Origin of the sequence: Duganella caerulea, assembly GCF_040362985.1 — a bacterium.
In the GTDB taxonomy this organism is placed as follows: Bacteria; Pseudomonadota; Gammaproteobacteria; order Burkholderiales; family Burkholderiaceae_D; genus Rugamonas; species Rugamonas vulcania.
The window spans coordinates 203,179-226,511 of the sequence record NZ_BPWJ01000008.1; the positions used below are offsets into that span (position 1 = coordinate 203,179).

The window sequence follows — 23,333 nt, forward strand, 5'->3', positions numbered from 1 at the left end:
ATTACGCTTGAGTGAGATTCAGAATCGGAGCCGGCGAACATGGTAAGCTTCGACCCCGGCGCTATGACAGCGCCCTCTTTTCCCACCAACTAACTACTTACTTCATGGATATCGTTCTCGCTCTCAAAGCCCTGATCATGGGCCTGGTTGAAGGTTTCACGGAATTCCTGCCGATTTCGTCGACCGGCCATCTGATTCTGGCCGAACACCTGCTGGGCTTCCACGGCATGGAAGAAAAGATGAAAGTGTTCGAGATCGTCATCCAGGCAGGCGCCATCTTCGCCGTCTGCTGGGAGTACCGCGCGCGCATCGCCGCCGTGCTGACCGGCCTGGGCGACCCGAAACAGCGGCGCTTCGCCATCAACGTGCTGATCGCCTTCCTGCCGGCCGCCGTGCTGGGCGTGCTGTTCAACAAGGCCATCAAGGCCAAGCTGTTCGCGCCGGTGCCGGTGGCGCTGGCCTTCATCATCGGCGGCCTGGTGATCCTGTGGGTGGAAAAACGCGAGAAGGCCAATCCGGCCATGGCCCGCATCAATTCGGTGGACGACATCACGCCGGCGGACGCCATCAAGATCGGCATCGCCCAGGCGTTCGCGCTGATCCCCGGCACCAGCCGTTCCGGCGCCACCATCATGGGCAGCATGATCTTCGGCCTGTCGCGCAAGGTGGCGACCGAGTTCTCGTTCTTCCTGGCGATCCCCACGCTGCTGGGCGCCACCGTGTATTCGCTGTACAAGGAACGCGCGCTGCTGTCGGCCTCCGACCTGCCGCTGTTCTCGATCGGCACCGTGGCGGCCTTCGTCTCGGCCTTCCTGTGCGTGCGCTGGCTGCTGCGCTATATCAGCTCGCACACCTTCACCGCGTTCGCGTGGTATCGCATCGCCTTCGGCCTGATGGTGCTGGTCACCGGCTACACCGGTATGATCGTCTGGGCCGACTAACATCTTTGCAGTAGAAACGAGTAGTAGAAATGGATCATCAGGAAAATAACGAGCGCGCCCTTCATCTGCTGCAAACCGTGTTCGGCTACCCGGCCTTCCGCGGCCAGCAGGCGGAGATTGTCGGCCATGTCAGCGGTGGCGGCGACGCGCTGGTCCTGATGCCCACCGGCGGCGGCAAGTCGCTGTGCTACCAGATCCCCGCGCTGGTACGCGACGGCGTGGGCGTGGTGGTCTCGCCGCTGATCGCGCTGATGCAGGACCAGGTGGACGCGCTGGCCGAGGTGGGCGTGCGCGCCGCCTTCCTCAACTCCACCCAGACCTACGAAGAGGCTTCGCGCATCGAGCGCCAGGTGCGCATGGGCGAGATCGACCTGGTCTACGTCGCGCCCGAGCGCCTGATGACGGAGCGCTGCCTGAACCTGTTCCAGGCGTCGAAGATCGCGCTGTTCGCCATCGACGAGGCGCACTGCGTATCGCAATGGGGCCACGACTTCCGGCCCGAGTACATCAAGCTGTCGGTGCTGCACGAGCAGTTCCCCAACGTGCCGCGCATCGCGCTCACCGCGACCGCCGATCCGCAGACCCGCGCCGAAATCATCCACCGCCTGCAGCTGGGCGACGCGATGCAGTTCGTGTCCTCGTTCGACCGTCCCAACATCCGCTACCAGATCGTCGAGAAAGCCAACGGCCGCAAGCAGCTGCTGGACTTCATCACCACCGAGCATGGCGGCGACTGCGGCATCGTCTACTGCCTGTCGCGCAAGAAGGTCGAGGAGACCGCCGAGTTCCTGAACGAGAACGGCGTGCGCGCCATGGCCTACCACGCCGGCATGGACCACGCCAAGCGCGCGGCCAACCAGGCCAAGTTCCTGCGCGAAGAGAACATCGTCATGTGCGCCACCATCGCCTTCGGCATGGGCATCGACAAACCCAATGTGCGCTTCGTCTGCCACCTGGACCTCCCCAAGAGCATCGAGGGCTACTACCAGGAGACCGGCCGCGCGGGCCGCGACGGCGAGCCGTCCAGCGCCTGGATGGCCTACGGCCTGCAGGACGTGGTGCTGCAGCGACGGATGATCGACGAGTCGGAGGCCGACGAGACCTTCAAGCGCGTGCTGGGCAACAAGCTCGATGCGATGCTCGGCCTGTGCGAGACGCTGAGTTGCCGGCGCGTGCGCCTGCTGGACTACTTCGGCGAGCAGTCCGGCCCTTGCGGCAATTGCGATACCTGCCTGATTCCGCCGGTGTCCTTCGACGGCACGGTGCCGGTGCAGAAGCTGCTGTCGGCGGTGTACCGCGTCGACCAGCGCTTCGCGGCCGGCCACGTGATCGAAGTGCTGCGCGGCGTGGAGACGGAGCGCATCAAGACCTGGCACCACGATTCCCTGTCGGTGTTCGGCATCGGCGCCGACCGCAGCGAGCAGGAATGGCGCGCCATCCTGCGCCAGGTGATCGCGCTCGGGCTGGTGACGGTGGACCATGAACAATACAGCTCACTCAAGCTGACCGACGCCGCGCGGCCGGTGCTCAAGGGCGGGCAGAAGGTGCAGCTGCGCCAGTACCAGAAGCCGGTCAAGCAGAAGAGCCCAAGCCGCGCCTCCAAGGGCTATGTGGAGAGCGACCTGTCGCCGCGCGAGCAGGCCATCTTCGACAAGCTGCGCTGGTGGCGGGTGGAGACCGCGCGCGCGCACGACGTGGCGGCCTACATCATCTTCAACGACGCCACGCTGCGCGAGATCGCCAAGGCGCGCCCCACCACGCTGTCCGACCTGCGCGGCATCTCCGGCGTCGGCGAGAAGAAGCTCGCTTCCTACGGCGACGAGATTGTCGCCATGATCAGCGAGATGGAATAACTGGTCAGACGCGCACGAGGTTGTGCGTCGACAGCGGGCCGAAAGGCAGCGATGCCAGCGGACCGCCCACATCCAGCGCGCCCAGGTCGACCGGGAAGAAGCCCGCGCCTTCCATGATGGCGCGCACTTCAGCCTTGGCCGCCGCGTCGTCGCCCGAGTAGAACAATACACGCTTGCCGCCCGCCGTTTCAGGCTCCTTCAGCACATTGACGTCGTTGTGGTTGAAGGCCTTGACCACGCGCGCGCCGGGAACCAGTTGCCGGATGACCTGGCTGGAGTGCTTGCCGCCCAAATCGACCGCCTTGATCCCGTAGGCCGCCAGCGGATTGCTGGTGTCGTTCGCGTCCGGCGACGTCGCCGGATCGAAGAACTCCACCGGGTTGGTGCCGTCGATGACGATGCGGCCATTCCACGCCGGCAGGCTGCCCAGCACTTTTTCCGCGTCGACCCAGCGCACCGCCACCAGCACGATGTCCGCGCTTGCCGCCTCCTCCACCGTACCCGCCTTGATGGACGGTCCCAGTTCCTTCACCAGGTCGGCCAGCGATGCCGGCCCGCGGCTATTGGAGATGGTGGCCGCGATGCCTTGTTTGGCCAGAATGCGAGCGAAGTTGGAGCCGAGGGCGCCCGAGCCAATGATACCGATAGTCATGATGTTTCCTTTGAAGGTTAAGTGTATAAACTGTTTGCCGAGTTGAAGTCTAGGGCTGGTTCGCTTCTAGCGTTAGTAGCAACCGGCTATAATCAGTTTCAATCAACACTTGAAGGTAAAGTCGTGGAAACCCTGGCCAATCTGGAATCCTTCGTGCGCAGCGCCGAGAGCGGAAGCTTTTCCGCAGCGGCCCGCCGGCTTGGCCTGACGCCGGCGGCGGTGAGCCGCAACGTCGCGCTGTTGGAGCGCAACCTGGGCGTGCAGCTGTTCATGCGCAGCACGCGCGGCCTGACGCTGAGCGAAGCGGGCGAGCGTTTCCAGCAATCGGTGCAGGGTGGCCTCGACAGCATCCAGGGGGCGATCGCCGACATCAAGGTCAACGCCGGACAACCGGCCGGCGTGTTGAAGCTGAGCGCCGCACCGGGATTCGGCATGGACTACCTGCTGCCGCTGATGCCGGCGTTCCTCGAACGCTATCCGGGCGTGGTGCCGGACTGGGTGTTCGACAGCCGTCCGCTGGACCTGATCGCCGGCGGCTTCGACGCGGCCATCGGCGCCGGCTTCGAACTCCCGCCGGGGATGGTGGCGCGCGAACTGGCGCGCATCCATCTGATCGCGGTGGCGTCGCCAGCGCTATTGCAGGGCAGACGCCGCCCCAAGGATCCATCCGGACTTGCGGAGTTCCCCAACGTGGTGATACGTTCGCCGTTGACGGGCCGTTTGCGCACGCAGGTCATGCGCAATCACGCCGGCGCCGAGGTCACGGCCAAGCAGCGGGCCATCATGCTGGTCAACGATCCGGATGCGCTCAGCCGCGCCGTGGTGCTGGGCCTTGGGGTCGGATTGATACCGGTGCCGCATGCCGCGCCGCACCTGGAAAGCGGCGCGCTGGTGCGCCTGCTGCCAAACTGGTATGGCGACGTCGGGGCGGTCTCCCTATACTTCACCAGCCAGAAGCTGCTGCCGGCGAAGACGCGCGTCTTTATCGATTTCGTTGTCGAGGCATTCCGCGCGCAGAATATAGCGCGGCTGCTCTCCGGCAAATGACATCAATCCTGGACCGGGAATTTCAGTAGTCTCGAAATAGCCTCGGCCGGCAGCGGCTTGCTGAAAAAATTGCCCTGCAAGATCTCGCAGCCTTCGCGCCTGAAAAACGATACCTGCTCCGGCGATTCCACCCCTTCGACGATGATCTTCAGCCGCAGGGTGTGGGCCAGCGTGATGATGGCGCTGACCACCGCGCAGCTGTCCTGGTCCGCAGGAATGCGCTCCAGGAAGGAACGGTCGAGCTTGACCTTGTCCACCGGCAGCCCGCGCAGCTTGCTGAGCGACGAATAGCCGGTCCCGAAGTCATCGATGGCGATGGTGACGCCCAACGAGCGCAATCGCGCCAGCATCGTCGATCCCGGCCCATCGCTCTCGACGGCCTGATTCTCCGTGATCTCGATCTCGATGTCTTCACCATCCAGCTTGTTTTCCCTCAGGATACGCTCAATATGCTCGGACAGTTCGGCATAAAGCAACTCGCGCGGACACAGGTTGATGCACATTTTAAAATCGGTCAGGCCCTGGGCCTGCCATTTGCCGAACTGTGCGCACGCCTCCGTCAGGACCCATAGGCTGAGCTCGAGCATCTGGCCCGAGTCGATCGCCAGCGCGATGATTTCCTCGACGGGCCGATTGGCCAGCGCCGCGTCCTGGCAACGCAGCAGCGCCTCGACCGCCACAATGTTCCCGCTGCGGGCATCGACTTGCGGCTGGTAGTGCAGCCGAAACGCGCGCGCCTTCACTGCGCGCTTCAGACTGGCGATCAGTTGGGCTTTGTTGTGCGCCTCGGCATCAAGTTGTTTGGAGTAATAATGGTAGCCGCCATGACTGCGCTCATTCTTGACCTTGTAAAGCGCCAGGTCAGCCTTGCGCATCAGCTCGTCATGGTCGCCGGCATCGTCCGGAAAGACCGCGATCCCGATGCTGACGCCGATGACCACTTCATGGCCGTCGATTTGAATCGGGTTCGACAGCGTCTCGATCAGCTTGATCGCCAGGCTGGCGCCGGTTGCGGGTGTCTGCACATTGGCCTGCAACACGACAAATTCGTCGCCGCCCAGGCGCGCGACGAAATCGGAGTCGCGTATGGCCTCGCGAATGGAGCGCGCCACCTGCTGCAACAGCCTGTCCCCGGCCTGATGCCCCCAGCGGTCGTTGATCTGCTTGAAGTTGTTCAGATCCATCATATGGATCAGCAGCAGATTGCCATTGCGAAGCGCCGCTGCCGACATCTCGCTCAGCCGCTCCTCCAGCTCCGAACGGTTGCCCACACCGGTCAACAGATCGATCCGCGCCATTTGCGCCCGCTCCGCTTCAACGCGCCTGCGTTCGGTCTCGTCGCGAAGAATCTTCAGGTATCCCGTGATCTCGCCGTTGAAATTCCGGATCGGCGTCATCACCCCATCGGCCCAAAAGGCGGAGCCATCCTTCCGGCGGTGCCAGCGGACATCATCGCTTCGGCCGATGTCGCGCGCGTATGTCAGCTCCCGCATGGGCACGCCATCGGCGTTGTCTTCCGACGTGAAGATGAGGGCAAGCGGCTTGCCAACGATCTCGTCGGGCGCATAGCCGAACACCAGTTCCGCGCCCTTGTTCCAGGAGACGATGCTCCCCTTCGGGTCGGTGGTGATGATCGCATATTCAGTTGCCGATGCGAATATCGCATCCAGCAAGCCAGGGTTGGCTTTGTCTGTGGGTTTAAGTGGAAGCTTGGCGTGTTTCTTTTGGGTGGACATGAGGACCTCCCGCTACGGACAAGCAGCCAGACTAGCGCAATCGGACGGCGCGACGTATAAGCGAAATCAATATCGACTCGCATTTCCACTGCAGTGGGACCTCGCCTGTTGAACGGCTGGGTTAAACTTGGCTGTATCGTTTCCGACACCCCATCCAGGACGTGCCATGCATGCATCAATTATTTTTAATCGCTCCCTCGGCCAGCTGGCTGGAATTGTTGAAAAAGTGAAGGGCAGGCCGGAGCTCCTCGGCGCCCGGCTGCATGCCGGGATGTTGCCGTTCGCCTCGCAGGTGCGGGCCACCTGCAATTTTGCGCTGCGCGGCTGCTGCCCGCTGGCCGGCCTGCCGCCGGCCAGCTTCGACGGCGCGGAGCTGTCCTTCGCCGCGCTGGCCAGGCAGCTCGACGACACCATCGCCTTCATCGCCGCGATCCCGCCGCGGCAGTTCGACGGCCCGGCCGACCGCCTGTGCCGCGACCGCGCCGGCTTCGCCGACATCGAACTGCCGGCCGACGAATACCTGAACCTCTACATCCTGCCCAACTTCTACTTCCACTTCAGCATGGCCTACGCGATCGCGCGCAGCCAGGGGGCGGACATCGGCAAGCAGGACTTCGACGGCTACCACCTGTACGCGCCGGGCTTCTCGTTCGAAAAGCCTAGGCCGTAACGATGCCGCGGTAACGGCTTGGCGGCGCGCCGACCGCGTCGCGGAAACGGTGACTGAAGTGGCTCAGGTCCGCGTAGCCGCAGGCGTCGGCGATCTGCTGCAAGGGCTGGTCGGTGGTCTTCAACAGGCGTCGCGCATGCTCCACGCGCCGCGCCGCGATCCACGCCGACGGCGGCATGCCGAACGAGATCCTGAACATCCGCGCCAGGTGGTACTCCGACATGCACGCCAGCTGCGCCAGCATGCCCAGCGAGATGTTCCGCCCCAGGTTCGCTTCGATGTAGTCGGCCAGCCGGCGCCGCACCACCGGCGCCAGGCCGCCGCGCACGCGCTGCTGGTGCTGCGGCATCGATTGCGACAGCAGCAGATGGCTCAGGGTCTCGTGCGCGGTCTCGTTGGCGCGCAGCTGACCGTCCGCGCCTTCCCACGACATGTTCGCCAGCCCCGCGCACAGGTGGCCGATGCGTTCATGTTCAAAGTAAGTGCGGTCGGCCAGCGTGATCTCGCGCGGCTCGCGATCCAACTCCACCACCGCGCGGCGCGTAAAGTGCTCGGGCAGGAAGTACACGTGCAGGAAGCGCAGCGGGCCGCGCACCGTCCAACTGGACTCGTGCCAGTCCGGCAGCGTGCATAAGAGCTCCGGCGCGCCGTACAGGCCGGGCAGCTCATCGCGCTCCGTGCGGTAGCCGCCGCCCATGTAGTAGGACAGCGTGTGGTGCCCCGGCTTGGAATAACTGGTCTCGGCGACCTCGGTGTCGCGGCGCCAGATCGCCACCGCCAGCTCATCGCCCAGCCACGCGAAGCGCTCCAGCACCGCGTCGGTTTCGGACATGGTGCGGAACACGGCGTGCGAAATCAGTCCGTCCGGCGCACGGGCGGGGGAGGCATCGGTGGCGATGGAAGGGCGGGCTGGCACGGCGCTGGCAATCAGTAAGAGTTGGCTGAAAGTCTAGCACGGAGCACGCCCTCCCCGCCGGCGGGCCGCCAATTTGCGCAATTCCAGACAAGCGCCCGCGCCGCGCGCGCGGCATGCTGGCGGCATGAACATCTTCCTCTACCTGCTCACTGTCCTGATCTGGGGTACGACCTGGATCGCCATCACCTTCCAGATCGGCGTGGTGCCGGCGCCGGTGTCGATCGCCTACCGCTTCTGGCTTGCCGCCGCCGTGCTGATGGGATTCTTGCTCGTCACCCGCAAGCCGTGGTGGCCGCCGCGCCAGGCGTGGCGCTACCTGTTCGCGCAGGGCCTGGCGCTGTTTTGCCTGAACTTCCTGTGCTTCTACTACGCCAGCCAGTGGATCACCAGCGGACTGGAAGCGGTGGTGTTCTCCACCGCGCCGATCTGGAACGCCATCAACGGCCGCATCTTCCTCGGCCGGCCGATACGCCGCCAGGTGATGATGGGCGCCCTGCTCGGCCTGACCGGCATCGTGCTGCTGTTCGCGCCGCAGATGGCCGGCCACTGGAACGACAGCAAGGTGATGATGGGCCTCGCGCTCACGCTGGGCGGCACGCTGTGCTTCTCCTGCGGGAATCTGCTGTCGAGCCGCATGCAGTCGCTAGGCCTGACGCCGTGGCTGACCAACACCTGGGCCATGCTGATCGGCTCCACCACGCTGGGCGTGGCGGCGCTCGCGCTGGGCATGCCGTTCGCGCTGGAGCCCAGCACGCGCTACATCGGCGCGCTGCTGTACCTGGCGATCCCCGGCTCGGTGATCGGCTTCACCGCCTACCTGTTGCTGGTCGGCCGCATAGGACCGGACCGCGCGGCCTATTCCACGGTATTATTCCCCATCGTGGCACTGACCATTTCAACGATTTACGAAGGCTACCACTGGACGCCAACGGCGCTGGCCGGGCTGGCGCTGGTCCTGGCGGGGAACCTGCTGGCGTTCCTGCCGCTGGCCCCGCGCGCCAAAGTGATGGGAGCCGCATAACAAGGGAACCGCATGAACCGACACGTCGCCGCACTCACGCTGGCATTGGCAGGATCGGCGGCAATCGCCGCCGAGGCCCCGGCGGACACCGTCTACCGCAACGGCTACGTCTACACGGTTGACGCGAAGGACAGCGTGCGGCAGGCGCTGGCCGTGCGCGCGGGCCGCATCGTCTACGTGGGAGACAACGCCGGCGCCAAGCCGCTGACCGGCAGGAAGACCAGGGTCATCGACCTGCATGGCCGCATGCTGATGCCCGGCCTGATCGACGGCCATATGCATCCGCAGTCGGGCGGCAGCCGCCTGCTCAACTGCAGCCTCGATTACGAAGCGCTGACGGTGGCCCAGTTCCAGTCGCGCATCCAGGCCTGCCTGGACAAGGACAAGAAATCCGACGCCAACCGCTGGCTGGTGGTGGTGAACTGGTTCCAGCAGGGGATGCTGCCGGACGGCGTGGAAACCACCGCCGCCACGCTCGACGCGCTGAAGACCGAGCGCCCCGTCATCGTGCGCTCGTCCTTCGGGCACTCGGCGCTGCTGAACTCCAAGGCCGTGCAACTGGCCGGCATCAAGCGCGACACGCCCGATCCCGCCGGCGGCAAGATCACCCGCGACGCCAAGGGCGACGCCACCGGCCTGCTGGAAGACGCCGCGCAGGACATGGCGATGAACCTGCTGCCGCCGCTGACGGTGGCCGAGAACCTGGCCGCCTCCAAGGCCGCGCTGGCGGCGATGCGCAAGCAAGGCATCACCAGCTTCCTCGACGCCTACACCGATCCCGAAACCATGACCGCCTTCGCCGACCTGCACAAGCAAGGCAAGCTGACCGCGCGCGCACACTTCGCGGTGCTGATCGATCTGGATAAGGGCGCCACGCCGCAAAGCGCGGTGGCCGAGCTGCTCAAGCAGCAGAAGCAGTTCGACCAGGGCCCGACGGCGACGGCGCCGTCGATGCAGGTGCGCCACGCCAAACTGTTCATGGATGGTGTGATCTCGGCGCCGGCCTTCACCGGCGCCATGCTGGAGCCCTACCTGGTCAACAAGGGCACGGCGGACAAGCCGGACTGGCAGCCCGGCCCCAGCACCGGCCCGGCCAGCTACTTCGCGCCCGAAGCGTTGAGGGCCACGCTGGCCGAACTGGCCAATGCCCACATCGATCCGCACATCCACGTCGACGGCGACCGCGCGGTGCGCGAATCGCTGGACGCCATCGAATACCTGCGCTCGACGCCGGCCGGCAAGGATGTGCGCGCCGCGCTGGCGCACGACGAAATCGTCGCACCTGCCGACTACCCTCGCTTCGCCAAACTGGATGTGACGCCGGTGCTGTCGTTCCAGTGGGCGAAGCCGGCGCCGGACACCGTGGGCGCGCTGAAGGACTACATGGGCCCACAACGCTACGCCCTCGTCGAGCCGCAGGCGCTGCTGCTTAACGCCGGCGCGCGCATCGCCTTCGGCAGCGACTGGCCGGTCGATCCGCTCGACGAATGGTTCGCGCTGAAGGTCGGCGTCACCCGCACCGCCGCGCCCAACGCCGGCAAGGAGTACGCCGGCACGCTGGGCACGCAGCCCGGCATGCCGCGCGCCGCCGTGCTGCGCGCGATCACGCTCAACGCCGCCTACACTCTGCGCCAGGAGGCGCTGACCGGATCGCTGGAGCCAGGAAAGCTGGCCGACATGATCGTATTGGACAGGAACTTCTTCACCATCCCGGCCGAGGACATCGCCAACATCAAGGTGCTGCAGACTGTGGTGGGCGGCAAAATTGTGTATCAGGCCAAGGGCATGCGTTAAGATGTCGGCCTTTAGATAATCAAGCCCGCCATGGAACTCGCCATCTCCCTGCTGATCATCGCCGTCACCGGCCTGGTGGTCTACGCGATCATCAAGACCAATCCGGCCAAGCCGATGCCGCTGCCGGCGCGTCCCGCCACGCCCTATGAGCCCAAGCTGCCGGAAGGCGCGCCCGCGCTGCACTGGTCCGACGATGGCCGCTTCCTGGTCGAGGTGGTGAACGAGTCGCGCTACCAGGCCACGCTCAAGGCGCTGGCCGGCGATCATGGCGACAGCAACGCGGCCGTGCCCTACCTGGCCACGCTGGTACCGGACGACGTCAATCCATATGAAAGCGCCGCCGTCGCGGTCTTCCTCGACGGCCGCATGACGGGCTACCTGTCGCCCAAGGCATCGGTGGCGTTCCGCGCGCTGCTGAAGCACGAGGAGATCGAAGGCCGCACCACGACCTGCGACGCGCAGGTGCGCGGCGGCGGCGTGTGGCAGAACGGCCGCCTGGCCTACGTGGTGGTGCTGGACATGGAGCAGTTGGAGAAGTGATGAAGGCGTTCGCATTGTCCCTGCTGGCGGCAGGCGCCGTGTCAGCGCAGCCGCTGGTGCTTCACTATGCGCAAAGCCCGCCGCTGCAATACGCCGACACGCGTGGTGTGCTGACCGGCCACGCCGCCACCCCCGCCATCGCCGCGCTCAACGCGGCCGGCATTCCCTTCGTCGTGCGCCAGACGCCGGCCAAGCAGCAACTGGTGCTGATGCAGGACGCCGCGCAGGAACCCGCCTGCATGCTGGGCTGGTTGCAGACGCCGGAGCGCGAACGCATCGGCAAATTCTCGGAAGTGGTGTATGAGGACAAGCGCCCGTTCGCGCTGACCTGGAGCGGCAATCCCGCCATGCATGACGAGGAGCCGCTGAAAGATACGCTGAGCGACAAGCAGCTGCGCGTGGTGGTGAACAAGGGCGTGTCCTACGGCGTGACGATCGACCGTGGCCTGCTGCGCTACAAGACGCCGACCATCCCCAGCGCGGCGGACACCCAGCAGCTGCTGGACATGCTGCGCCGGCACAGCATCGATTACTTCTTCATCACGGAAGAGGAATTGGAGGAAGCGGTCAAGGCCTCGGGCTATCCGGCCTCGCACTACAAGCGGATCTACTTCTCCGACCTGTACAAAGGCTACGAGCGTCGCCTGTGGTGCGGCAGGTCAGTGCCGGACGAGACGTTCAAGCGTTTGAACGCGGCCATCGTCCGGCTGCGCAAATAATTACTTCTTGGTGAAGACCAGATCCCACACGCCGTGGCCCAGCTTCAGGCCACGGTTTTCAAACTTGGTCAGCGGACGATAGGCCGGCTGCGGCGCGTAGCCGTCGGCGGTGTTCCGCAAGCCCTCTTCCGCGCCCAGCACCTCCAGCATCTGCACCGCGTAGTCTTCCCAGTCGGTGGCGCAATGCAGGTAGCCGCCCGTTTCCAGCTTCTGCACCAGCAGCTTGACGAACGGCGGCTGGATCAGGCGGCGCTTGTTGTGGCGCGCCTTGTGCCATGGATCCGGGAAGTAGATATGCACGCCGTGCAGCGAGCCGTCCGGGATCATCTGGTTCAGCACTTCCACCGCGTCGTGCTGGATCGCCTTCAGGTTGGTCAGGCCCTGTTCCTCAATCAGCTTGAGCAGGCTGCCCACGCCGGGCGTGTGCACTTCCACGCCGATGAAGTCCTTCTCCGGCATCACGCCGGCGATGTGCGCCGTGGTGCCGCCCATGCCGAAGCCGATCTCCAGCACCACCGGCGCCTTGCGGCCGAAGGCCTGCTCATAGTCGAGCGGCGCCTTGGCGTATTCGATCATGTACTTCGGGCTCAGTTCCTCCAGCGCGCGCGCCTGCGCGGTCGACAGGCGGCCGGCGCGCGTGACGAAGCTGCGGATGCGGTGTTCGGTCGGGTCGTAGAGCATCGGCCGCGCTGGGCCGTCTTTAGGGGTATCGGAAGACATGGGATGAAGTGAGTCGGTGAACAATGAGGCAGCATTATATCAGCCGCCCCGCAGCTCCCTCCCTTACCACTCCTCCGCTTCAGCTAATGATTGACACTCCGTTTGAGTTGAGGTCTAATCAAGGGAAGCGGCGTGAAATCGTTTTCAAACGTCAAAATGCCCCTATTCCACACCCGTTAAACCTCAAAACGACCTCACATGACCGATTTCACGCAATTTCCGCCCTCGTTTACCTGGGGCGTCGCCACCAGCGCATTCCAGATTGAAGGCGGCGCGGCCGACGACGGCAAAGGCCCGTCGATCTGGGACACCTTCAGCCACACGCCGGGCAAAGTCATCGACGGCAGCAACGGCGACGTCGCCTGCGACCACTACCACCGCTACCCGGAAGACGTGGCCATCATGGCCGGCCTGGGCGTGGACGCCTACCGCTTCTCGATGGCCTGGTCGCGCGTGCAGCCCACCGGCAAAGGCGCCTGGAACGAAGCCGGTTTCGCCTTCTACGACCGCCTGCTGTCCGAGCTGGAAGCCAAGGGCATAGCCGCCCACGTCACCCTCTACCACTGGGACCTGCCGCAAGGCCTGCAGGACGATGGCGGCTGGCTCAATCGCGACACCGCCTACCGCTTCGCCGACTATGCCGCCGAAGTGGCGCGCCGTTTTGGCTCGCGCTTGAAAACGATTGCAACGCACAACGAGCCATGGTGCACGGCCAACCTGGGCTACGGCAACGCGCAGTTCGCGCCCGGCGTGGCGGACCTGAAGCAATCGATCCAGGTCTCGCATCACCTGCTGCTGTCGCACGGACTGGCGATGCAGGCCATGCGCGCGGTCGGCAGCCCGGCCAAGCTGGGCATCGTGCTCAATCAATGGACCGCCGACCCGGCCACCGACAGCGCGGCCGACAAGGCGATGGCGGAATTCGAATACGCGCGCTCGGTGCAGTGGTTTATGGACCCCATCTTCAAGGGCAAATATCCGGAACTGGCGCTGCAGGGCCACGGCGACAACGCGCCGGTGATCCACGAGAACGACTTCAAGGACATCCAGCACAAGATCGACTTCCTCGGCGTGAACTACTACTTCCGCGCCTACTGCTCGGCCGAGACCCCGCCGCGCCAGCCGGAAGCGAAGCTGGGCACCACCGACATGGGCTGGGAGATCTTCCCCGACGGCCTGACCGAGCTGCTGCTGAAACTGAAGGCGGAATACGAGCTGCCGCCGATCTACATCACCGAGAACGGCATGGCCAATCCGGACGTGATCATCGACGGCGAGATCCCGGACGAGGCGCGCATCGATTTCGTGCAGCGCCACCTGAAGGCGCTCAACGACGCGCGCCTGCAGGGCGTGGACATCCAGGGCTACTTCCTTTGGAGCCTGCTCGATAACTTCGAGTGGAACTCCGGCTACGCCAAGCGCTTCGGCATCGTCCACGTGGACTACGCGACGCAGAAGCGCACCTTGAAGCACAGCGCGCACTGGTATCGCGAATACCTGCTGAAACAAAGGCCGCAACGCACCGCGCACGCGGCCTGACAGCAAACGTTTTAATCCCGCCGGCGCAGATGCCGGCGTTTTCCTTTCTACAGGCCACAGAGCCTGATGCTTTACACTCCAACGAGAACAACGAGGACGACACCATGCAAACCGCACCATCCGCCGCGCCACAAGAGACGCCGGTCCCAGCCCCCGGCAGCCAGCCGCCATCGCTGCTGCGCGCCATGTTCGCGCGCGACACGCCAATGCTGTGGGTCCCCAGCGGCTATTTCGCCATGGCGCTGACCTACATGATGCTCACCAGCGTCACCTCCATCATGTTCAAGAACCTGGGCATGGACAACGGCCAGGCCGCGCAATACGCCAGCTACCTGATCCTGGCCTACACCATCAAGCCGCTGTTCGCGCCCTTCGTTGAAATGTACCGCACCAAGAAGTTCTTCGTGCTGTGCGCGCAGCTGATCATCGGCCTCGGTTTCGCCGGCGTGGCGCTGGCGATGTCGCTGCCGGACTACATGGTGGTGATGGTGTTCATGTTCGGCGTGCTGTCGCTGGTCGGCGCCACGCAGGACATCGCCTCCGACGGCGTGTATGTCACCTCGCTGGACGCCAAGACGCAGTCGCTGTTCTGCGGCATCCAGAGCCTGAGCTGGAACATCGGTCCCATCGTCGCCTCGGGCGGCATGGTGTACCTGAGCGGCTGGCTGCACACGCACTACTTCCACCACCAGGCCGGCGTGTTCGGACCGGAGTGGATCGACTCGTGGCGCATCATCTTCTTCATCGTCGCCGCCATCACCATCGTCGCCGCGCTGTGGCATATGCGCGTGATGCCCGATGGCGCCAAGGCGGAGAACGCGCCGGCCTCGGTGGCCGATGCGGCCTTCATCCTCAAGGATTCCTTCGTCACCTTCTTCCAGAAGCGCGACGTGTGGCTGATGGTGCTGTTCGCGTTCCTGTTCAGGCTCAGTATCGGGCTGCTGGAGAAGATCGGCCCCTTCTTCATGGTCGATCCGGTGGCGCAGGGCGGGCTGGGATTGTCGAACGAGATGCTGGGACTGATCTACGGCACCTACGGCCTGATCGCGGTGCTGCTTGGCTCCCTGCTGGGCGGGATCTTCGTCGCGCGGCGCGGTCTGCCGGCGACCTTGTTCCTGCTGTGCTGCGCGGTCAACATCCCCAACGTCACCTTCCTTTTGATGAGCATCTACCAGCCGCACGACCTGCTGGTGATCAGCGCCGGCGTGGCGGTCGAGAAGTTCTTCTTCGGTTTCGGTTCGGTGGGCTTCATGATCTACCTGATGCAGCAGCTGGCGCCTGGCAAATACACCACCACACACTACGCGTTCGGCACGGGGCTGATGGGATTGTGCATGATGGTGACGGGCGTCGTCAGCGGCCACCTGCAGCAGGCGCTGGGCTATGTGCACTACTTCTGGCTGGTGATGGCCGCGACGATCCCGTCGTTCATCGTCACCTGGTACGCACCGTTCCACAACAAGGACTAGGCGCCCCTTGCCGCCGCCAGCCGTGATCCGCGCACCGTCAGACTGATACCGGGATATTGAATGCCTTAGCTGCGGCTACTGTGTCCAGTGACTCGCGTAGCAGACTGATTTTTTCACCGGATGTGACAAGCCGCCCGGCATAGGATTGGCGGTAAATCCGGTTGGTCGGAACGACGATGGCTTCCACGTCGTACTCCGCAAATACTTGATCGCCCGCCTCAATCAGGACGCGGATGTTCTTGAATTGGAAATCCGGCACCTTCTTGAGTAAGGATGTAATGAAGTTTTCGATTGCTGCGGGACCTTGTGCTCTGGGCGGAATGCCGAGAGACGCCAGATAAGGGAGTTCAAGCACTCCATCCTCGGCAAACAGCGCCGCCGCAGCAGCCGGATTACGAATAGAAGACAGGTACTGGTTTAACAGATCGACAGGGGTTTTCATGTTGGTTCCTTTCGCGCTAACCGCACCCCATGGATGATCGGGCACAGTCAGCGCTCGTGCTGGTTATGTGGGCAAACATCAGACCTGGGCCAGGCCACCGTCAACCGCGAAGTCAATGCCGTTGACATAGCTGGCGTCGTCGGAGGCAAGGAAGACTGCGGCTTTCGCGATTTCATCGGGATCTGCCACGCGCCCCATCGGGACCTGAGCCGCCAGATAATCCAGCAGGCCCTGTTGTTGCGCCGCGTCCGGACCTGCCAATTCAACCAGGCCAGGCGTTTTTACTGGCCCAGGGCTGATCGTGTTGAAACGGATATTGCGATCCTTTACGTCCAGAATCCAGTTGCGGGTCAGGGCTCGCACAGCAGCCTTGGACGCGGCATAGACGCTGAATGCCGCCGTGCCGGTGTGCGCCGCAGATGATCCGGTCAAGATGACCGAGGCGCCGTTGGATAGAAGAGGCAAGGCTTTTTGCACGGTAAAGAGCACGCCTTTGACATTGCGGCCGAAGGTGTCGTCAAACTGTTCCTCGGTAATCGCGCCCAAGGGCAGCATGGAGCCGCCGCCGGCATTCGCGAACAGGACATCGATACGTCCTTTGCTTTCCTCAATGCGCTTGAAAAGCGTGTCCAGTTCCGACAGATTGGATGAATCGATACGGACGCCGGTGGCATTGCCCACTGCAGCAACTGCCGCCTCCAGTTCCTTCTCGCGCCGGCCTGTGATGAAGACATGCGCGCCTTCGCTGGCAAAGCGCTTGGCCGTTGCCAGGCCAATGCCAGACGTGCCGCCGGTGACGAGGGCGATTTTTCCGTTGAGTTTTTGCGACATGGTAGTTCTCCTTGCTGGGTTGTTTGAAAAATTGTTTTGCTCGGTTGGCAGGAAGAAGCTTATCGGGTTCGATATTGTTTTAAAATAGCAAGAATTGAAAACGATCGTTGCATAATTGTCGATGTCGAAAATTCCTGACTTTGAAGGCTTGGCCATGTTTGCCAAAGTGGTGGAGGAGCGGTCATTTGCTGCCGCCGCCAGAGCAATGGATGTGTCTGTCGCTACCGTGTCGCGGGCGGTTGGCCGTCTCGAGGAGCGCTTGGGAGCTCGCCTTTTCAACCGGACATCGCGCCAGCTGGCCTTGACGGAATTTGGTCGCACGATTGCGGAAAGCGCCACGCGCATATACCGGGATGCGGAAGAAGTGGAAGGCGTGGCGAGGGAACTGTCCGTGCAGCCGCGTGGCCTGATCCGGCTCGCGGTGCCGATGTCGTTTGGACTGAAGTGGGTGGCGCCGCTTTTGCCGGAGTTCTTATCCGCTTATCCCGACGTATCGATTGATTTGCACTTATCCGATGCGACGGTCGACTTGGTGGGGGACGGCTTCGATGCGGCGCTGCGCATTGCCGTGCTGCCAGATTCCTCCCTGGTGGCGAGAAGATTGTGCCCTGTTTCCAGAGTCATTGTTGCGGCGCCCAGTTACCTCGAGAAGCACGGCCGGCCCAAGCATCCAAAAGACCTGAATCCTCAGCATTGCCTTGGCTATGCCTACCGCGCGCGCAATGACGTATGGCGTTTGACTAAGAAGGGCAAGGAAGAAACCATTGTGCCTGAAGGACGCCTGCGGGTAACGAATTCGGACGCCATGATCCCTACCATTCTCGCGGGACTGGCGGTGTCGGAACTGCCTGAATTTATCGCCGCGGAATATATACGGAGCGGGCATTTGGAAGTCATTCTGGCAGACTGGGTGATGGCTAAGGGAGGATTGTATTTCGTCACTCCGACGTTGAAGAACCGGCCAGCCAAAGTGGAAGTGCTCGCACGCTTCTTTATCGATCGCCTGTCGCAGCCCGAATGGCTCATTGCAACAGGGCCGTGACGAACCATAAAAAAACCCCTCGGCCTTTGCAGGACGAGGGGCAGAAGAGCACTACAACACTGGGACTACATGAAAAACTCTTTGCTTAGAACGACTTGCCGACGTTGATGCCGAAGGTGCGCGGCGGCAGGTATTGCGCTTGCCATGGACCGTTGGCGTTCATCGCGCTGGTCTTGATCTTCGCGTCTTCCGCGTTGCGGATGTAGGCGTCGAAGTACCACTTCGAATCGGCGTCGAAACGCAGGCCAAGGTCGGTGCGCGTGTAGGACTTCTGCTGGTCAGGCTCACCCAGATTGAACACGCTCAGCCAGCTGGCCGTCTCGTAGTGCGCGCTGATGCGCGGGATCAGCGTACCGTTGGCCAGCGCGAAGCTGTGCTGGTACATCATCTGCGCGCTGAACTTCGGCGAGTGCGGCATGGTGTTGCCGGAGACGTCCAGGCACGGGTTGGTGATGCCAGGCGCCGTGCAGGCAGGCAGCACATAATCGTTACTGCCGCCGACCAGGTGCTTCAACTTGGCGTTGGTGTACGCGGCGGTGAACTGCACGCGGTCCACCGGCGTGATCTTGGCCGCGATCTCCGTCTCCAGGCCCCAGATCTTCGCGCCTTCCGCGTTGCTGGTGGCCAGGCCGCGGGTGCCGTCAGGATTGGTGACCGGTGCGCTGAACTGGAAGCCCTTGAACTTCTCGTAGTAGGCCGAGTTGTTCATCCGTACCGTACCGCCGAGGAAGGTGCTCTTCGAGCCGATCTCGTAGTTGGTCAGCGTCTCGGAACCATATGGCACGCCGCCATCCTGCAGGCCGCCCGACTTGTAGCCGGTCGACACGCTGGCGTAGACCATGTTGCTCTTGTCGATCTCGTAGCTCACGCGTACCAGGCCGGTCAGCTTGTGGTCGTTGAACACGCCGTCGTTGTGCTGGTAGGTCGTGAAGCCGGTGCCGCCGCCCAGGGGATTCATCGAAGGGCTCACCGGAATCTGCGGCGCGGTGTTATCGCTCCAGCCGTTGTTGGTGCCGCCGATGTTCTTGCGCTCGTCCGAGGTGTAGCGCAGGCCGCCGGTCAGGTGCAGCGCGTCGCTGGCGTTCCAGGTGGCCTGGCCGAAGACGGCCTTCGAATCCACGGTTTCCTTGGGCTGGATGAAGGAACCCTGCCAGCCCACGGTGCCCTGCTGGGTGCCGTTCATGATCGGGATGTCGAAGCGGATGCCGTTGTCCTCGTTGGCGTAGTACAGGCCAAGCAGCCAGTCCACATCGCGCTTGCCGGTCGACTGGATCTCCACCTCATGGCTGTAGTTCTTGTACTTGGACCAAACGGTGTTGTTGGCCTGGTAGTTGCCGCCGCTGGTGAAGCTGGTCGGCAGCGTGGCGCCGCCATCCTGGTCGAAGGTCGAGGAACCGCTGAAGCGCGAGTAGCCGGCGATGTAGGCCAGGCTGATGTCCGGATTGATCTGGTAGTCGACGCGGCTGCGCACCGAATGCGAATCGCGGTTGACGCTAGGCGCGGTGTCGATCAGCGCCGACCAGAAGTCCTGGCCCGCGCGCGGGTTCTGCATCAGGTTCATGCTCGGCGTGCCGCGGTCCATATAGTGCTCGTACGCGACGTTCCACTTCAGGCCTGGCGTCGGCTGCCACAGGAAGCTCAGGCGCGCCGCGCTCTGGTCCTGCGCGTTGTACTTCTGCGCGTTGTTGACGTACAGGTTGGTGTTGATCGGCTGGAAGGCGATCGGGTTGCCCGGATTCTTGGCGTTCCAGGCGGCGATGACCGGATCGGCCGCCGCGTGCTGCGCCGCCAGCGACAGGTTGGGCGGGTTCTGGTAGCTGACGTAGCCGTTGTGCTGCTCGTGCACCACCGCCACGCGCATCGCCATGGTGTCGTTGATCGGGATGTTGACCGCGCCGCGCGCGCCCAGGCGGGCGTAGTTGCCGTAGCCTGCCTCGAAGTTACCGGAGCTGCTGCCGATTTCAGGCTTCACGGTCTGCATGTTGACCGCGCCCACGCTCGAGTTGCGGCCCCACAGCGTGCCTTGCGGGCCGCGCAGCACTTCGATCGCCTCCAGGTCGAACAGCAGCGCGGTCGCGCCTTCCGGACGCGGCGAGTAGATGCCGTCGACGAAGCTGGCCACTTCCGGGTCGGCGTATTCGGTCTTGGCGCTGTCGTTGCCGACGCCGCGCAAGGTCATGGTGATCACGCCGTGGTCGCCCTGGCCGGTGGCGGCGAAGCTCGGCACCAGGTTGACCACGTCCTGCAGGGTCTGGACATGGTTATCGTCCAGCACCGCGGCGTTCAGCGCGGTGACGGCCACCGGGGTTTTCTGCAGCGAGGTGGTACGTTTGGTCGCCGTGACATACACCTCGGTGATGGTCGAGGAAGTCTTGTCGGCGGCGGCCGCTTGCTCGGCGGCCGGTGCGTCAGCTGCTGCGTCGGCGGCGGCATACGCGCCAGCGCTGGAGCCGGCGATCAGGGCGAAGATGGCCAATTGGATCGGGGACGGCAAGCGCTTCCCGGACTGCGGTACGTGGACGTTCATTTAGGTCTCCTTTTACGTGGCGATCGCCGGGGAAGAGGCGCGCCACATTTTCATCGTGGATTTGATTCCGTTGTATGAAAACGTTTTCAAATCGAGTGAAAACGTTTTCGTTATTTGTGAAATCGATTTCATGGTACATAATTCAAATCGCAGATGTCAATTTAAAAATTGTAGCGGCGTTGTTTCTTCGGCATGCCTCACCCTGGCCGCCGAAGCGCGCACGCCACCGACGGAGACCGGAAACGCAATGAAAACCACACAAGTCAAACATGTCCTGATCGTCGGCGGCGGCACCGCCGGCTGGCTCACGGCGGCCTTCCTGGCCCGCACGCTGGGCGCCGGCGCGGATCCGGACGCCGTGCGCATCACGCTGGTGGAGTCGAAGGAGATCGGCATCATCGGCGTCGGCGAAGGCACCTTCCCGTCGATCCGCGGCACGCTGGCGGCGATCGGCATCGACGAGGCGCGCTTCATCCGCGAATGCCACGCCACCTTCAAGCAGGGCATCAAGTTCACCGACTGGGTGCGCGAACCGGGCGCACCGGGCAACGACCACTACTTCCATCCCTTCAGCCTGCCCAGCCAGCGGCCCGGCGGCCCCGAGCTGCTGCCCTACTGGCTGCAGGGCGCGGCCGCGCCGGGCGCGGGCTTCGCCGCCGCCGCCACCATGCAGAAGCGCGTGGCCGACGCCGCGCACGGGCCGAAGCGCTTCAACGACACCGACTTCATGGGACCGCTGAACTACGCCTACCATTTCGACGCCGGCAAGTTCGCCGCCCTGCTCAGCACCCACGCGCAATCGCTGGGCGTGCGCCACGTGCTGGCCACGGTGGAGCGGGTGGCGCTGGACGAACAAGGCGCGATCGGCGCGGTCCACACTAAAGAGGCGGGCGCGCTGACGGCCGACCTGTACATCGACTGCACCGGCTTCCGCGCCGCGCTGATCGGCGAGGCGCTGGGCACGCCCTTCCGCAACATCAAGGACACGCTGTTCGTCGACCGCGCGCTGGCGATGCAGGTGCCGTACGCCACGCCGGACGCGCCCATCCCCTCCTACACCATCGCCACCGCGCACGAGGCGGGATGGACCTGGGACATCGGCCTGCAGCAGCGGCGCGGCATCGGCTACGTCTACTCCAGCCGCCACACCGACGACGCGCGCGCCGAGGAAGTGCTGCGCCGGTACATCGGCCCGGCCAGTGACGGCCTCAATCCGCGCCAGCTCAAGCTCAACGTCGGCTACCGCGAGCAGCATTGGGTCAAGAACTGCGTGGCGGTGGGCTTGTCGGGCGGCTTCCTGGAGCCGCTGGAATCGTCCGGCATCGGCCTGATCGAAACGGCGGCCTACCTGGTCGGCTACCTGTTCCCGCACAGCGGCGAGCTGGCGCCGGCGGCCAAGGTGTACAACGAGATGATAAAGGCGCGCTACGAGCGCATCGTCGATTTCGTCAAGCTGCACTACTGCCTCACGCAGCGCAAGGACAACGCCTTCTGGACCGACAACACCGACCCGGCCAGCATCCCGGAATCGCTGCGCGACAAATTGTCGATGTGGCGCACGCGCGCGCCGCACCGCATGGACTTCGTGGTGGACCTGGAGATGTACCCGCCATCGAGCTGGCAGTACGTGCTGTACGGGATGGAGTACCCGACCGCGCAATACGCCAACGCGCGCACGCTGCCGCGCTTCGATGAGGCGCGCCGGGAGTTCCAGATGATCGAGCAGATGTCGCACCGGGCGGTGGCCGACCTGCCCACGCACCGCGCGCTGGTCGAGCACTTCCTCCAGCGCGGCGAGCGCAAGACCGCCTGAGCGCGATTTTCCGATCAAAACGCGCCCAGCGTACGGGCGCTAACATACGCGCGCCGCGCGGCGCAGCATGATGGTCTCCGCCATACCACCTACAGGAGACATCATGCACACACAACCACTACATGCCGCCACCATGGCCGGCCACGAACTCGGGGACGGTTACGTCGCCGGTGTCTCGTGGGGCGCCGTGTTCGCCGGCGCCGCCGCGGCGGCCGCGCTGTCCTTCATCCTGCTGATACTGGGCGTGGGCCTCGGCCTGTCCTCGGTCTCGCCGTACCAGTACAACGCCGCGCCGCTGGGCGATGCCGCCATCGCGTGGCTGGCCTTCATGCAGCTGGCGGCGGCCGGCATCGGCGGCTACATGGCGGGACGCCTGCGCGTCAAATGGGCCAGCATCCACGGCGACGAGGTGCACTTCCGCGACACTGCGCACGGCCTGCTGGCCTGGGCGGTGGCCACGCTGGTCACCGTGGCGGTGCTGGGCGGCGGCACGCGCGCGGTGCTGAGCGGCGCCATCGACTCGGGCGCGGCCGTCGCCGGGGCCGCGGCACCGGCGCTGGCGCGCGGCGCGGCCGGCACCAACACCTACTTCGCCGACATGCTGCTGCGCTCCCCCAACGGCGATGCCGCGACCGAGGCCCAGCGCAACGAGATCAACCGCCTGCTGGTGACCGATCTGCCGGGCGGCAAACTCAGCGCCGAAGACCGCGGCTATCTGGCGCAGCTGGTCGCCAAGCGCACCGGCATGGCGCAGGCCGACGCCGAGCTGCGCGTGGACCAGGTCTACGCCCAGGCCGTGCAGGCCGCCAACGCCGCCAAGGCCAAGGCCACCGCCGCCGCCGAGGAGGCGCGCAAGGCCGCCGCCCATTCGGCGCTGTGGATGTTCATCGCCCTGCTGCTGGGCGCCTTCGTCGCCAGCCTGCTGGCCACGCTGGGCGGCCACCACCGCGATCACGCACGGGTCATCGTGCGCACCCCAACCTGACCGGAGAATATGATGCGCTCGATACTACTGCTCTTGCTTGGCATTCCACTGCCCATCGTCATCCTGATCGCGCTGT

General features: G+C 64.3%; 20 protein-coding genes. 13 read left to right on the forward strand and 7 right to left on the reverse strand.

What is annotated here, in order from left to right; genetic code table 11:
- The first annotated feature begins 104 nt into the window (after positions 1-104).
- Positions 105-941, forward strand: a complete 837-nt coding sequence (locus tag ACUJB0_RS23300; protein ID WP_444847299.1) for an undecaprenyl-diphosphate phosphatase — start codon at positions 105-107, stop codon at positions 939-941.
- Positions 942-970: 29 nt separating this feature from the next.
- Positions 971-2,794 carry a DNA helicase RecQ gene (recQ, locus tag ACUJB0_RS23305; RefSeq protein ID WP_444847300.1) on the forward strand — a complete coding sequence of 608 codons (1,824 nt, stop codon included), beginning with the start codon at positions 971-973 and terminating at the stop codon, positions 2,792-2,794.
- 4 nt (positions 2,795-2,798) lie between these two features.
- On the opposite strand, the gene ACUJB0_RS23310 is transcribed toward recQ, so the two are convergent.
- The gene (locus ACUJB0_RS23310; protein WP_444847301.1) at positions 2,799-3,446 is read right to left on the reverse strand and encodes an NADPH-dependent F420 reductase; all 648 of its coding nucleotides are present in this window, start codon (positions 3,444-3,446) and stop codon (positions 2,799-2,801) included.
- A 123-nt stretch (positions 3,447-3,569) separates the two neighbouring features.
- Between ACUJB0_RS23310 and ACUJB0_RS23315 the strand changes: the two genes are divergently transcribed.
- The gene (locus ACUJB0_RS23315; protein ID WP_444847302.1) at positions 3,570-4,493 is read left to right on the forward strand and encodes a LysR family transcriptional regulator; all 924 of its coding nucleotides are present in this window, start codon (positions 3,570-3,572) and stop codon (positions 4,491-4,493) included.
- Positions 4,494-4,495: 2 nt separating this feature from the next.
- Here ACUJB0_RS23315 and ACUJB0_RS23320 read toward each other — a convergent pair whose 3' ends face one another.
- On the reverse strand, positions 4,496-6,229 hold the full coding sequence (locus ACUJB0_RS23320; RefSeq protein WP_444847303.1) for a putative bifunctional diguanylate cyclase/phosphodiesterase: 1,734 nt from the start codon (positions 6,227-6,229) through the stop codon (positions 4,496-4,498).
- 166 nt (positions 6,230-6,395) lie between these two features.
- On the opposite strand from ACUJB0_RS23320, the gene ACUJB0_RS23325 reads away from it, so the two are divergent.
- A complete protein-coding gene (locus ACUJB0_RS23325) occupies positions 6,396-6,899 on the forward strand; it encodes a DUF1993 domain-containing protein (protein WP_444847304.1) in 504 nt (167 codons plus the stop codon).
- Here the strand turns inward: ACUJB0_RS23325 and ACUJB0_RS23330 are convergent.
- Complete coding sequence (locus ACUJB0_RS23330) at positions 6,889-7,815, reverse strand: AraC family transcriptional regulator (RefSeq protein WP_444847305.1); 927 nt, start codon at positions 7,813-7,815, stop codon at positions 6,889-6,891. The two genes, ACUJB0_RS23325 and ACUJB0_RS23330, sit on opposite strands and share 11 nt — an antisense overlap.
- Before the next feature lie 124 nt (positions 7,816-7,939).
- Between ACUJB0_RS23330 and ACUJB0_RS23335 the strand changes: the two genes are divergently transcribed.
- Genes ACUJB0_RS23335 through ACUJB0_RS23350 form a run of 4 tightly spaced genes read left to right on the forward strand, consistent with a single transcriptional unit; the run spans position 7,940 to position 11,889 of the window.
- Positions 7,940-8,836: a DMT family transporter gene (locus tag ACUJB0_RS23335; RefSeq protein ID WP_444847306.1), complete on the forward strand. Its 897-nt coding sequence runs from the start codon at positions 7,940-7,942 to the stop codon at positions 8,834-8,836.
- A 12-nt stretch (positions 8,837-8,848) separates the two neighbouring features.
- On the forward strand, positions 8,849-10,630 hold the full coding sequence (locus ACUJB0_RS23340) for an amidohydrolase (protein WP_444847307.1): 1,782 nt from the start codon (positions 8,849-8,851) through the stop codon (positions 10,628-10,630).
- Positions 10,631-10,660: 30 nt separating this feature from the next.
- Positions 10,661-11,170 (forward strand): hypothetical protein, encoded by a 510-nt coding sequence (locus ACUJB0_RS23345; protein ID WP_444847308.1) that lies wholly within the window; start codon positions 10,661-10,663, stop codon positions 11,168-11,170.
- A complete protein-coding gene (locus ACUJB0_RS23350) occupies positions 11,170-11,889 on the forward strand; it encodes a transporter substrate-binding domain-containing protein (RefSeq protein ID WP_444847309.1) in 720 nt (239 codons plus the stop codon). The genes ACUJB0_RS23345 and ACUJB0_RS23350 overlap by 1 nt, the downstream gene beginning before the upstream one ends.
- Here the strand turns inward: ACUJB0_RS23350 and trmB are convergent, their stop codons facing one another.
- The gene (trmB, locus tag ACUJB0_RS23355) at positions 11,890-12,570 is read right to left on the reverse strand and encodes a tRNA (guanosine(46)-N7)-methyltransferase TrmB (protein WP_444847446.1); all 681 of its coding nucleotides are present in this window, start codon (positions 12,568-12,570) and stop codon (positions 11,890-11,892) included.
- 237 nt (positions 12,571-12,807) lie between these two features.
- Between trmB and ACUJB0_RS23360 the strand changes: the two genes are divergently transcribed.
- Positions 12,808-14,148: a GH1 family beta-glucosidase gene (locus tag ACUJB0_RS23360; protein WP_444847310.1), complete on the forward strand. Its 1,341-nt coding sequence runs from the start codon at positions 12,808-12,810 to the stop codon at positions 14,146-14,148.
- Positions 14,149-14,252: 104 nt separating this feature from the next.
- A complete protein-coding gene (locus ACUJB0_RS23365; protein ID WP_444847311.1) occupies positions 14,253-15,617 on the forward strand; it encodes an MFS transporter in 1,365 nt (454 codons plus the stop codon).
- Positions 15,618-15,654: 37 nt separating this feature from the next.
- Here the strand turns inward: ACUJB0_RS23365 and ACUJB0_RS23370 are convergent, their stop codons facing one another.
- Positions 15,655-16,059 carry a nuclear transport factor 2 family protein gene (locus tag ACUJB0_RS23370; RefSeq protein WP_444847312.1) on the reverse strand — a complete coding sequence of 135 codons (405 nt, stop codon included), beginning with the start codon at positions 16,057-16,059 and terminating at the stop codon, positions 15,655-15,657.
- Positions 16,060-16,137: 78 nt separating this feature from the next.
- Entirely contained in the window at positions 16,138-16,890 is a 753-nt protein-coding gene (locus ACUJB0_RS23375) for an SDR family NAD(P)-dependent oxidoreductase (RefSeq protein WP_028819669.1), read from the reverse strand.
- 121 nt (positions 16,891-17,011) lie between these two features.
- On the opposite strand from ACUJB0_RS23375, the gene ACUJB0_RS23380 reads away from it, so the two are divergent.
- The gene (locus ACUJB0_RS23380) at positions 17,012-17,932 is read left to right on the forward strand and encodes a LysR family transcriptional regulator (protein WP_444847313.1); all 921 of its coding nucleotides are present in this window, start codon (positions 17,012-17,014) and stop codon (positions 17,930-17,932) included.
- An 85-nt stretch (positions 17,933-18,017) separates the two neighbouring features.
- On the opposite strand, the gene ACUJB0_RS23385 is transcribed toward ACUJB0_RS23380, so the two are convergent.
- Positions 18,018-20,459, reverse strand: coding sequence for a TonB-dependent receptor (locus ACUJB0_RS23385; protein ID WP_444847314.1), 2,442 nt, complete (start codon positions 20,457-20,459; stop codon positions 18,018-18,020).
- A gap of 247 nt (positions 20,460-20,706) precedes the next feature.
- Here ACUJB0_RS23385 and ACUJB0_RS23390 point away from each other — a divergent pair, with 247 nt between their 5' ends.
- Together ACUJB0_RS23390 and ACUJB0_RS23395 are read left to right on the forward strand one after the other, a co-directional pair.
- A complete protein-coding gene (locus ACUJB0_RS23390) occupies positions 20,707-22,272 on the forward strand; it encodes a tryptophan halogenase family protein (protein ID WP_444847315.1) in 1,566 nt (521 codons plus the stop codon).
- A 103-nt stretch (positions 22,273-22,375) separates the two neighbouring features.
- Positions 22,376-23,257 carry a hypothetical protein gene (locus tag ACUJB0_RS23395; protein WP_444847316.1) on the forward strand — a complete coding sequence of 294 codons (882 nt, stop codon included), beginning with the start codon at positions 22,376-22,378 and terminating at the stop codon, positions 23,255-23,257.
- Positions 23,258-23,333 lie beyond the last annotated feature (76 nt).